The following is a 13,787-nucleotide window of genomic DNA, read 5'->3' as shown; positions in this document are numbered from 1 at the left end:
AGCCTGCGAGTTGCATAGAAAATAGTTCATTTATCACCCCATCTAAAACTAAACTCTATTTACAACACCTTCCCTTTCAACCTAAGTGAATTCGAAATCACCGATACGGAACTGAAGCTCATAGCAAGGGCGGCGAGCATGGGGGATAAAAGTGTACCAAAGAATGGGTAAAGAACTCCGGCGGCAATGGGAATACCCAGTACATTGTAACCTAAGGCAAAGAATAAGTTTTCTTTGATGTTTCGGATGACCATCTGGCTTAGTTTTCTGGCTTTGGCAATATCCCGTAAATCTCCCTTGATTAAGGTTATTTCGGCACTTTCTATGGCTACGTCGGTACCAGTACCCATAGCTATGCCAATATCTGCCTGAGATAAAGCCGGGGCGTCATTGATTCCATCTCCTGCCATGGCTACTTTTTTGCCTTCGGCCTGTAAACGTACGATTTCATCCAGTTTTGACTGTGGCAACATCTGTGCTTTCCAAGCATCTAAACCCAATTTCTTACCTACCAAATCCGCTGTTTCTTGGTTGTCGCCCGTCAGCATGATTACCTGTAAACCTTCTGCTTGCAAGTCTTGAATGGCTTCCTGACTAGATTCTTTGATTTTATCACTAATCACCAAGGCTACTTGGGCCTCCTTTTCATCCGCAAAATAGGAAATCGTTTTGCCCTGTTTTTGCTCCGCTATCACTTGCTTAAATAAATCCACAGGAATATTGATGCCTCGTTCTTCCATCAGTTTTTGGTTGCCAATGGCATAGGTCTTTCCCTCTATTTGTCCCAAAACTCCTTTGCCCAATAAGGCTTCAAATTGGTTGACTTTGACAGGGCTTATCCCTAAATTCTTGGCAAAAACCACACTGGCTTTGGCCAAAGGGTGCTCGCTCAAGACATTCAAAGAAAGGATTTTTTGCCAAACTTCTTTCTCGATAATCTCCTCAGAACTAACCAACATTTTCTCCAAGGAAGGTTTCCCTTCTGTCACGGTACCTGTCTTGTCAATAATCACCACATTCACCTCTGCCAATTTCTCCAAAGCTTCGGCATTCTTAATCAAAATCCCGTTTTGAGCCCCCTTCCCTACTCCAACCATCACCGACATCGGTGTGGCTAAACCCAGCGCACATGGACAAGCGATAATCAAGACCGCAATGGCATTGACAAAGGCAAAAGTATAGGCGTTTTCATCGGCCAACAGAGCCCAAGCTATAAAAGTAAGCAACGAAGAAAGTACCACTGCAGGCACAAAATAAGAAGAAATAGTATCCGCCATTTTTTGGATGGGTGCTTTGGAACTACTAGCCTGATGGACCAAATCGATGATTTGAGCCAATAAAGTCTCAGCCCCCACCTTATCCGTTTGCATGATAAAACTGGTATTCCCATTAATAGAACCCGCCCGCACGACATCTCCCACTTGCTTGTCAACTGGTATCGGCTCCCCAGAAATCATGGACTCATCGATGGAAGCATGTCCTTCCTGAATATGCCCGTCGACCGGAATCTTCTCCCCCGGTTTTACTCGAATTAAATCAAGTTTTTGTATTTGGTCAATTGGCACAATCATTTCCTTGCCATCCTTTAAAAGAGTTGCCTCGTTTGGCACCAATTTCAATAGTTCCCGAATGGCGGCATTAGTCTTACCATGGGCGCGGGCCTCTAGGACTTGTCCCAAAAGCACCAAGGTTAAAATTACGGTAGCCGCTTCAAAATACACATAGACCGTTCCGTGGTGAGAATGAAATTGATGCGGAAAAATAGAAGGAAAAACCAGCGCAATTACCGAAAATAACCAGGCCGCACCAGCACCAATACCAATTAGGGTAAACATATTAAAATGCCGACTTATCAAGGATTGCCAAGCACGTTCAAAGAACATCCACGTGGCATAAAAGACGACTGGAATCGACAAGACCAATTCCACCCAATTCCAAGTTGTCATGGAAGCCCATTGGAACAAAGGATTCCCAGGAATCATGTCCGTCATGGAAATGATGAAAATGGGTAAGGTGAAAGCGATAGCTATTTTTAGTTTGAACAGTAGCTTTTGATAGGTACTATTTTCATCCTCTGTGCTGCCCGCTTGAGCGACTAAATCCATACCACAAACAGGGCAAGAACCGGGTTTATCATAGGTTTTATCTCCTTCACAATGCATGGGGCAATAGTACAAAGCCCCTTGAATAGCGACAGGTTTAGGCTTAGCCATCATGGGCTGCGGACTTTGCCCAATGTGGTAATTGCCTCCACTGGCTTGCAGTGCCTTTTCAAAGACCTCCGTGGAAATATGATGTTCCATCTCAATGGTCGCTTCTGCTTTTTCTAAGTTGACAGTTGCCACAGCTCCTTCGACAGAGTTGAGTGCTTTCTCCACGTGGCTCCGGCAGCCTTGGCAAGTCATTCCGGATATGGGGTAGGTGTGTTTCATGACAGGGTAGAATGTAGAATTAGGAATGTAGAATTTTGCATGAAGGATAAAACAACAAAACAAAATTCAGGTACTAAGCATTCAAATATAAGCAAGAATTTTGCGGTAAAATGATTAATAAAAATCTAGGCTCCTAAGATTCGTTGGGATTAACCGTTCAATTTAGTATGGAAAATGTAGCATGTAGAATTTTTGATAGAAAATACCGTCGTGCAGCCCTGCGAAATGTGATGAAAGCAGCGGTAGTAATTAGTTAATAGGGTTTTGTTATTAGTGTTTAGCATGTGTAAAATGCTATTGTTTGCGAATAATGTTGGCTGAGGTTCTCGATGTTGGCTGAGGCTCTCGATGTTGGCTGAGGTTCTCGAAGTTGGCTGAGGCTCTCGAAGCCAACATTTAACATGAGATTGCAAATCCCTATTATCTGTCATTCGACATGACCATGCGGTTAAACCTCTCAATGTAGAATGTAGAATGTAAAATGTAGAATGTAAAATTAAGAATGTAGATTTTTTGATAGAAAATACCGTCGTGCAGCCCTGCGAAATGTGATGAACGCAGCGGTAGACGAGGTTTTGACCTCAGCATGGGCGATGTGCGTCGGCGTCAAAAATATAGGCGATAGCGAAGTGAATCACGGTTCCGCAAAGCGGAATTCGCTTTGGCTGGACGACAAAAAAAGAAGTTTTTTTGTTTCTTTTTTTTCAAAAAAAGAAATGCCTTAGTAATTAATTTAACTTATAAAGGATGATCTCTTCCATTTTATAAGCAATCACATTTTCTTACTTTAACGTTCTTTGGAATTTCTTTTTTTCATAAAAAAAGAAACAAAAAAAACATAAAAAATACGGTTAATCCTAAGACGAATTCCGCATACGCGGAACCGATGTTCTCTCCGCATACGGCTTTAATCTTTGACGCTTACACTCAGGCCCACGCACGGGGTCAAATATCCGCCTGCCGCTTCGCTCATGCTACGTTCCCATCTTTCGTTGGATTAACCGGAAATTTTAGAATGGAAAATGTAGAATGTAGAATTGAATAATCTCCATTTATAACCTATAATTTATCATTTCATAGTGGCCCCAGCGGGAATCGAGTCGAACGCGACCCCGGCACATCAAACGTTTAGGTAATAAATTTGATTTGTTGGAAGGATATTCATAGAGATAGGTTTTTACCCAAGTAAAAGATTAATCAATGCTACAAGATTAGGAAACTCCTCATCAAATATTATCAAGATTTTTGTTCTAAAATGATTAATTTGCAAGCCTAATTTTGGCGCCATAGTTCAACGGATAGAATAGACGTTTCCTAAACGTTAGATGTGGGTTCGATTCCCGCTGGGGCCACTATGATATGTTAAATTATAGGTTATAATTTATAAATGAGGTATTGTTCGCAATTCTACCTTATTCATTTTAGATTCTACATTGTAATCCCAACGAAAGATTGGAACGAAGCTTGAGCGAAGTGGCAGGCGGATATTTGACCCTGCGCATAGGCCATGTGCGATGGAGTCAAAGATTAAAGCCGTAAGCGGAGAGATAATCGGTTCCGCATAGCGGAATTCGTCTTAGTATTAACCGTATTTTTTATGTTTTTTTTGTTTCTTTTTTTTCAAAAAAAGAAATACCACGAAAATGTTTATTCCAGAAATGCTAATGAAATAAAGAAAATAAAACAAATTTACAATTAACCATTTACCATTTTATCAATTACTGAGGTCTTTCTTTTTTTGAAAAAAAAGAAAGAAAAAAACTTCTTTTTTTGTCGTTCAGCCAAGGCGAATTCCGCTTTGCGGAACCGTGATTCACTTCGCTAACGCCTATATTTTTGACGCCAACGCACATCGCCAATGCTGAGGTCAAAACCTCGTCTACCGCTGCGTTCATCACCTTTCGCAGGGCTGCACGACGGTATGTTCTATCAAAAATTCTACATTCTTCATTTTAAATTCTACATTGAACTGTTAATCCCAACGAAAGATTGGAACGAAGCTTGAGCGAAGCGGAAGGCGGATATTTGACCCTGCGCATAGGCCATGTGCGGCATTAGCGTCAAAGATTAAAGCCGTATGCGGAGAGACAATCGGTTCCGCATAGCGGAATTCGTCTTAGGATTAACCGTATTTCTTCTGTTTTTTTTGTTTCTTTTTTTTCAAAAAAAGAAATACCTTATGAATTAAATCTTCAGTAAAGCTATTTTGTAGGCCTCTTTCTTAATGTTTCAAAATAACACTACGTTTCAGCATATACTAATACCTTTTCATTTTTTGTAAAAAAGGAACAAAATAATACTTGTTTTTCTAAGCTAAAACCTATCAAAATAAAAAAATTCTAAATGAAAAAATCATTTCTTTTTGGTATTAGCGTCCTATTTAGCCTTTCATTTGGACTAATAGCTCAAGAGAAAATTGAACGCTGGAATCGAGTGGAATTATCATTTCAGACCATATTTAAAGGAAATGGATTTCAAGATGTGGAATTCAAAGCCATATTTGTTCACCAAGATACAACGCTAACCGTTTCTGGTTTTTATGATGGCGACAATCATTTCAAACTACGATTCATGCCCACTCGATTAGGAACTTGGAAATATAGCACCCAAAGTAATGTCCCCGGATTAGCTAAAAAAACAGGTACTGTGCAATGTATTGCCCCTTCGACTAAAAATCATGGTATAGTAGGCACTAATGGTTCACTACATTTTAGTTATGCTGATGGCAAGGTCTATTACCCTTTTGGAACTACAGCATATGCCTGGAATCACATGGGTGCTGAATTGCAACAATTGACGTTGAACTCCCTACAAAAATCAGGATTCAATAAAATACGGATGTGTGTTTTTCCCAAAAACTATGATTTGGTCAAAGAAGAACCCAGTCTTTACCCCTTTGTCCTGCAAGAAACCAAACGCGATGCTCAAGGAAATGAAGTGAAAATTTGGGATTATACTCAGTTTAATCCAGCCTTTTTTCAACAATTGGAAAAACAAATTGATGCTTTGCAAAACATGGGAATCGAAGCGGATTTGATACTTTTTCATCCCTACGATAAAGGTAGATGGGGATTTGATGCCATGCCCAAGGAAGTCAATATTCGCTATATTCAGTATCTGTTGGCTCGCATCTCATCTTTTAGAAATGTCTGGTGGTCCATGGCCAATGAGTGGGATTATGTCAAATCTAAAACGATTGCGGACTGGGATGAATTAACAAAAACAGTGGTCAAAGCAGACCCTTACCGTCATTTATGTTCCATTCATGGAGCTACAGCCTCTTATTATGATTATTGGAAACCTGAATTTAGCCACGTGAGCGTACAAGATGAGTCGCCCGTTCAAAGTCCCAATTCCGCTGCTATGCTTCGAAATGTTTATCATAAGCCAATCGTCTTGGATGAAGTTGGCTATGAGGGCAATCTTACATCACGCTGGGGTCGTTATAGTCCTGAAACGATGACACATTTGATCTGGAACGGAGTCGTCGGGGGTACCTATGTGACTCATGGGGAATCCTATATGTTCAAGGACCACCGAGATACGATATTCTGGGCCAAAGGAGGGAAATTCAACGGGGAAAGTTGGAAAAGAGTGGGCTTTCTAAAGCAAATCTTGGAAGAAGGTCCTGGCCCTATGAGTTTGTCGGATGTATCTCGCGACAATGTTACATCGTCGGGCGGTAAGGGTCATTATTTAGTTTATTTTGGCAAACAAATTCAAGATTATTGGATGTTTAATTTACCGATCAATAACGGAGCCTTTGGTAAATTGACTGCTGGAACTCGTTTTAAGGTAGATATTATTGATACCTATGGCATGACGATACAGACTTTGCCCGAGATCTTTGAAACAGAAAAAGAAAGAGATTACCGCTTTTTCGATAAGGATTACAAGAAAATCAGGTTACCAGAAAAACCCTATTTGGCATTAAGGATTAGAGAAATCCGATAAAGAAAACGAAAATTACTTGGCATATTGTAATTAAGAAAGTATTAAGAATCTTTGACAAGGATAATTTTTTAGTTAAAAAAAGATAAATTGAGTTTTCAATCTAAACCTCTATGTCAAAAAAAGAACAGCTATCCCTTAGCAGAAGAAATTTCATACAACAAGTTTCTTTTGCCTCCATATTTTTACTTTCTGGACAAGTAAAGGCATTAAGTGCTAGTGAAGTCGAGGCGTATCGTAAGAAAGTAAAATTACGTTTTATCGTAGCCTCTGACATACATTATGGTCAGCCGAACACCGCTTTTGAAGAAATGTTGGACAAGGCCATTGCACAAATCAACCAGTTCCATGCAGAAAATCCATTGGATTTCTGTGTCATGAACGGGGATATCGTTCACGATGATAAGACTTGGATGCCCAAAGCCAAACTGAAAATAGACGGATTAAAAATGCCTTATTATGTTACCCGAGGTAACCATGATTTAGTGAGTCCAGAATACTGGAAAGATATTTGGGGAACACCATTGAATCACCAAGTAGTACATAAAAAAGTAGGAATTTTATTAGGTGACACATCCAATGAGCAGGGCAAGTACCTTTGCCCAGATTTAACTTGGTTGAAAGAGCAATTAGATGCGCATAAAAAGTACAAGCAGGTTTTAGTGTTTTTGCATATCCCTCAGGCCAAGTGGACCAAGCATGGGATTGACCATCCCGAGTTTTTTGATTTGTTGAAAAATTACCCGAATGTGAAGGCTGCCTTTCATGGACATGAGCATGATCAAGATGGGGTAAAAATGATGAACAATACTCCGTTTTTATTTGATTCCCATATTGGGGGGAATTGGGGTACTCCGTATAAAGGTTACCGTGTGGGAGAAGTATTGAATGATGGTACATTAATCACTTACATGATGAATCCTGAAGTAAAAATGGAGGAATTAAGCTTCTAAACGCCAGGATTAAACCGTGTTTTCACGCAGGAAAATAGCGAAACTCCTAACGCTGTCAGGGTTCGAAACCCTGCCAGCGTTGCGGGAGCAGGTTTAATCAGCCGTTTAACGAATGAGATTTCATATAAATTGTCCAAGAAATTGATATTCCATTTCCTGAAAATAGAAAAATAAACAAGTATGGGTTCTAAAAAAAAGCCGAGCAGTATAACCGCTCGACTTTCTACATTTAATAAACCACTTAAGATTCTATTTTTTTAATCGATTGACATATAAAAAGGAAGAAATCGTAGGCCGAAGACCCTTGAAGTCAATCAGATAAAAATAAATACCATCCACAATTTTACCGTCAATAAGCATAAGACTCTCCATATTGGGGGATTGTCCATCCCAATTATTTTGGTAATTATCTGTTTCATATACCAGATTACCCCATCGATTAAAAATACTCAAATGATGGTCAGGCAAAGACTTTATTCCGGGTATGACAAAGTAATCATTCACTCCGTCGCCATTCGGAGAAAATCCACTGGTTAAATACGTATCACAGATATCTGCATCTAATTGATTAGGGATTCCATCTTGATCACAGTCTGGAAGTGCCCCAAAATTTAAGTCATTTTCTAATAAATCCGCTAAGCCATCGCCATCATCATCGGCATCCAAATAATTATACATTCCATCGGCATCCGTATCTAGAGGATTTGAAGGGTCTGGCCCAACTTCCTCCGTATCGATTATGCCATTATTATCAGAATCTATATCCAAATAATTTGGCTTACCATCTCCATCCGTATCAACTGGATTTAATGGATTTTTTCCTAATTCCACGGTATCAGGAATTCTATCTCCATCTGAATCTAAATCTCGGTAATCGGGTAATCCATCTTGATCGGTGTCAAGTGGATTATTCACATCTTTTCCTACTTCCAAACGGTCTAGAATGGTATCATTATCCGAATCTACATCCAAATAATCGGCAAATCCATCTTGATCCGTATCTGCTGGGCCAGCCAAAGCCGGTTTTGCTTCAACTTTGTCGGGTATTGTATCGTTATCCGAATCTACATCCATGTAATTGGGAATACCATCTACATCAAAATCAGCTGGAATTTCTGGATTTAATCCTGCTTCTAGGGCATCTAAAATACTATCCGCATCTGAATCAACGTCTTGAAAATTAGGCAAACCATCCTGATCTGTATCCAAAGGCTTGAGCGGATTAGGGCCAGCTTCCAACAAATCAGCAATACCATCCCCATCCGAGTCTAAGTCTATATAATCTGCCTTGCCATCCGCATCGCTATCCACGGGCTTATCCCCTTTGAAAATCACCTCGATTTGATCTGGGATTCCGTCATTATCAGCATCTGCATCTAGGTAATCTGCTTTCCCATCTGAATCGGTATCTAGGGGTTTTGCTTTGTTCTGACCTACTTCTATTTGATCCGGAATACTGTCTGCATCGGAATCGACATCACGATAATTGGCGATTCCGTCTAAATCAGTATCGAGTGGGAGAAGCGGGTTTTCTCCCACTTCGATTTGATCTGTAATAGCATCATTATCTGAATCCAAATCCAAAATATCAGCTATACCATCCGTATCGGTATCAACAGGTTTCAAGGGATTGGCTCCCGCTTCTAGCTTATCTGAAATACTGTCTCCATCAGAATCTGTATCTTGAAAATCGGCTATACCATCCTGATCTGAGTCTTGAGGATTTGCATTGGCTCCTTTTTCTATTGCATCGGGAATACCATCGCCATCAGCATCCTGATCCAAATAATCGGGTTGACCATCCGCATCTGTATCCACTGGTTGTAATGGATTTTTACCTAGTTCTCTAACATCTGAAATTCCATCACCATCCGCATCTAAATCGAGGTAGTTTGGTATTCCATCTTGGTCAGTATCCCATGGTAAGTTAGGATTTGGGCCAACTTCCACTCGATCAGATAAACCGTCATTATCTGAATCCACATCTTCAAAATCAGCTATTCCGTCAAAATCGCTATCTCTAGGATGTTCGAAATTTCCTGCTTCTAATGTATCAGGTATACCGTCATTGTCGGAATCCAAATCTCTGAAATTAGGAGTAGCATCTCCGTCCACATCCGCTCCCAATTCCACACGATCGGGTATTTGATCATTATCTGAATCCAGATCAAGGAAATCAGGCGTGCCGTCTTTATCGGTATCTATTAGGGTTACAAACTGCCCTCGATCATCCCATCCATCACCTTGATCATCTTGTTTGGATAGACAAGTAGTACATTTATTTTTACCTTCCCAAGCATCGGGAATACCATCATTATCTGAATCATCATCTACGTAATTGGGCTTACCGTCCAGGTCATTGTCGCCATCTCGTTCATCACTGTCACCCAACCAATCTCCGTCTGAATCTAGATCTAGAAAATCAGGAATACCGTCATGATCCGTATCTCCCCCACCCTCAAGTACATCTAATAGCGAATCATTATCGGAATCTTTATCCACGAAATCGACTAAGCCATCTTGGTCGGTATCATTGGGTAATTCGGTATTATTACCTACTTCATAGGTGTCTAATAATCCATCTTGATCCCGATCGCCTGAATACATGATAATGGCATTGCTGGTGCCTGATATATTGTTCAGGGTTCTGGTAAAGGTAAAAGTTCCCAACCCTTCTTTACCTGTAAACTTTAATCCCAATCGGGTTAAATTGGCTACACCACCGACAAAATCACCCGCTCGATTCAATACATTGACTCCTGACAAACCCGTGATGGTTCCGTTTAAACTGGTTATAACTCGGACATTATTTACTGAGGTTCCAGCATTATAATTGGTAATGACATTGCCGTAAATATCTAAAGCCGTGACAGTATTTTCTCCAATAAATGATTCTCCTGAGGTCTGAGGACTGTATAGTTGGGCTTTGAAGCGGCCCAAAGTAGGATTAGGGTTGATTCTAACCAATAATTTATCTGAAATATTGGTTGAAGAAATTGTACCATCAGTAGCAGAAATATAAAACTCCTCTACTTTATAAAAAACTGAGGGAATACCCGAACTTGGTGACTGGGCATTGGCAAATAATAAAGTATTTACTTCACCTATATTGCGATCATTAATTTGAGGGATCTGGCCTGTATTGGCAGGACTTGCACTAGCAGAAAAAGTGATGGATTTATTACCTCGATAATATTCAGCTGGATTACCATCCAAATCGATAGCTTTGATAAGTATTCCAATATCTAATCCTGCAAATCGAGAAGAAATAGAAGTTCCAGAAGTAGAGACTACTACTTTTAAACTTGCCCCATCTCCTCCTCTATAATACATGGGAATAGCATTGTATACATTTTGATTATTGTATAAACCAACAACTAAATTTCCAATAACGTCGACTTTACCAGCATAAACCATTCCTATGGTTGTTAAATCAGCTATTCCATGGACAAAATCTGATTTCAAGTTCAATATATTTGAACCAGAGGCTCTAACAAATGTTCCTGGTAAATTGGAAAGTCTTATGAATACAGGTTCCACACTTGCATCAAAATCTACAATAGTATTATAATACCTATCCACAGCCTTCACTAAATTTCTCCCCAAAAAGGGAATTCGATTAAACTGTTCTTGACTAATATAAAGTCGAAAATTATTAAAATTATCGGGGGACACATTGACTTGAAGTTGATCCGATCCCGAGGATACTATTCCCGAATTTGTATCTGTAACAGTTATTGTTGCATTTTCAACTTTATATAAGGTTAAAGACAAAGTAGCCATTCCATTTACAAAAATGCCGCTAAATTCCGTTGATCCCAAAATTTCTTCATTCACTGTTGGTTTTAGATCCGCTAATACTATAACCTTTCCACCTGGCCTTATTAATTCACTGGAATCAACCTCAAAAACGGTACTTGCTCCAGAAAAATAAAGGTTTTTTGTACCTGTATAGCTCACATCAACATTCCCGTTATCATCTAATGCCGTGATGGTGATATCTTGGCTAGTTCCAGCAATTTGCTGAGCTTCTCCTGTTATTTTTAAGCGGGTAGCCGTACTTACATATTTAGTAGACAAGCCAGTGTTTAGATTATTTCTAGGGGATTCCACTTTTTGTTTCCATTCCTTTGGCGGAATTAAGGCATGTGATCCATTATCATGAATCCTTTCTGCTTTAGCCCCAAGGCTTAAGAAAATCAATGGAATACATACACAAAAGAAGAATGAAAAACTTGTCTTAGGCGAATGGCCTAAAAAGCCTATGGCTTTTTGATGGGTAGGATGATTAGAACACATTTTTTATGTGCACAAACTTAATACCCAAATGCTTGGGTGTTTAGTCTGGCTATTAGTGGTTAGAATGAGCAATTATTCATTGCTCCACAAATATCTAAAGATTGATAGAATAATACTTATTAAATGGTTAAAAATTTGTTCTCGTTTTTATAGGAATTTTTAGGTCAATTTTAGCCCAATAAAAAAGTCGAAACTTAAAAAGTCCCGACTTTCTGCAATCCGTGTTCTAATGTTTTTGAGGTTTCCCTCTTATTGAATTGATGTATAGGACATCATTTCAATCTCTTTATTTATCCAATCTGTTCACATAAATGAATGATTGAATATTTGGTTTCGCTCCTTTGAAGTCGATGATGTAGAAATAAACACCATCGGTAATTGTACCTTCACCTTGAACGGCACCTACACCTTTAGGTATTTCTCCACCCCAATCATTTTTATAATTGTCGGTTTCGTAAACAATATTACCCCAACGGTTAAAGATGCTTAAGTGGTGGCTTGGCATACTCATGATGCCAGGAATCACAAATTTATCGTTGACACCATCCCCATTTGGAGAGAAACCTTGCGTCACAAACGGTTCGCAAATATCCTTATCCTTACTATTAGGTATACCATCTTTATCGCAATCTGGTAATGCACCGTAGTTCAAATCATCTTCCAACTTATCTGGGATACTATCTCCGTCATCATCTGGATCTTTGTAATCAGGTACTCCGTCTCCATCCGTATCAATTGGACGCAATGGATCTGGACCCACTTCTTCTTTATCAGAGATTCCGTTATTGTCTGAGTCTACATCGCGGTAATCGGCTAAACCATCGCCATCGGTATCATCTGGGATATTTGGATTAAGCCCTGCTTCCATCTTATCTGGAATACCATCAGCATCAGAATCCAAATCGCGGAAATCATACATACCGTCTTTATCCGTGTCTACTGGTCTATTCGGATCAGAACCAACCTCCACTTTATCAGGTATGGTATCTCCATCGGTATCTAGATCTAAGTAATCTGGCAAGCCATCTTTATCGGTATCTACTGGAACTTTAGGGCTATCACCTGCCTCTATTTTATCCGAAATGGTATCATTGTCAGAGTCCGTATCCGTATAGTTTGCTTTACCGTCTTTATCAGTATCCACTGGAATCATTGGATCCTTGCCCGCTTCTACACTATCCGGTATACCGTCGTTATCAGCATCTAATTCACGGTAATCTGGCACTAAATCACCGTCTGAATCCTGTGGTTTCAATGGGTCAGCGCCTGCTTCCATGAAATCTGGGATACCGTCATTATCTGAATCTGTATCACGGTAATCGTATTTAGGAGTACCATCTGCCAGTACATCTCCATCCGTATTCAAAGGATTGTTCACATCTGTACCAACCTCAATACGATCTAGCATACCATCGTTATCCGAATCAATGTCGCGGTAATCTGGTAATAAATCTCCATCAGAATCCAAAGGCACTAATGGTACTTTTCCTGCTTCTATGCTATCTGGTATCGTGTCATTATCTGAATCGACATCCAACATATCCGCAAGACCATCTTTATCTGTATCCACTGGAGCTCCGTTAATGATACCTACTTCCACGCCATCTGGCATGGTGTCATTATCTGAATCCACATCACGGAAATCGGCTAAACCATCATTATCTGAATCTCTAGGCATGTTTGGATTTGGTCCAACTTCCATTTTATCAGAAACTGTATCGTTATCAGAATCGGTATCTTGGAAGTCATATTTTCCATCTTTATCCGAATCCAAAGGTTTCCATACGTCGCTACCTACTTCCACTTTGTCTGGAATGCTGTCATTATCCGCATCCAATTCTAACATATCTGGAATGCCATCGCCATCCGTATCCACTGGTTTTGATAGATCTTTTCCTGCTTCAATAGCGTCTGGAACACCATCACCATCCGAATCTGTATCCTCAAAGTTTTTCAAGCCATCCCCATCCGTATCCCATGGTTTAGTGCAATCTCCTACTTCAACGATATCTAAAATTCCATCTCCGTCTGAATCTGTATCACGGAAGTTGGCCAATTTATCTTGATCCCAATCTGCTCCACCTTCTACTCCATCACGGATGCAGTCATTGTCTGAATCTAAGTCCAAGAAGTCGGGTGATCCATCCTTGTC

General features: G+C 39.9%; 5 protein-coding genes and 1 tRNA gene. 3 read left to right on the top strand and 3 right to left on the bottom strand.

Annotated features, from left to right (window positions below; translation table 11 throughout):
- Positions 1 to 59 precede the first annotated feature (59 nt).
- Positions 60 to 2,432, bottom strand: coding sequence for a heavy metal translocating P-type ATPase (locus U0R11_RS08980; RefSeq protein WP_406751368.1), 2,373 nt, complete (start codon positions 2,430 to 2,432; stop codon positions 60 to 62).
- A 1,280-nt stretch (positions 2,433 to 3,712) separates the two neighbouring features.
- Between U0R11_RS08980 and U0R11_RS08975 the strand changes: the two genes are divergently transcribed.
- From U0R11_RS08975 to U0R11_RS08965, 3 genes are all read left to right on the top strand, one after another.
- Positions 3,713 to 3,784, top strand: a tRNA-Arg gene (locus U0R11_RS08975).
- Between the two features lie 991 nt (positions 3,785 to 4,775).
- Positions 4,776 to 6,386, top strand: a complete 1,611-nt coding sequence (locus tag U0R11_RS08970) for a DUF5060 domain-containing protein (protein ID WP_406751367.1) — start codon at positions 4,776 to 4,778, stop codon at positions 6,384 to 6,386.
- A gap of 110 nt (positions 6,387 to 6,496) precedes the next feature.
- On the top strand, positions 6,497 to 7,336 hold the full coding sequence (locus tag U0R11_RS08965; protein WP_406751366.1) for a metallophosphoesterase family protein: 840 nt from the start codon (positions 6,497 to 6,499) through the stop codon (positions 7,334 to 7,336).
- A 249-nt stretch (positions 7,337 to 7,585) separates the two neighbouring features.
- Here the strand turns inward: U0R11_RS08965 and U0R11_RS08960 are convergent, their stop codons facing one another.
- A complete protein-coding gene (locus tag U0R11_RS08960; protein WP_406751365.1) occupies positions 7,586 to 11,635 on the bottom strand; it encodes a T9SS type B sorting domain-containing protein in 4,050 nt (1,349 codons plus the stop codon).
- Positions 11,636 to 11,921: 286 nt separating this feature from the next.
- Positions 11,922 to 13,787 (bottom strand): T9SS type B sorting domain-containing protein (locus tag U0R11_RS08955; protein WP_406751364.1); only part of this gene is annotated, 1,866 nt, incomplete at its 5' end.

This window comes from Aquirufa salirivi, assembly GCF_045310485.1.
In the GTDB taxonomy this organism is placed as follows: domain Bacteria; phylum Bacteroidota; class Bacteroidia; order Cytophagales; family Spirosomataceae; genus Aquirufa; species Aquirufa salirivi.
This window is presented reverse-complemented; position numbering and strand designations above follow the sequence as displayed.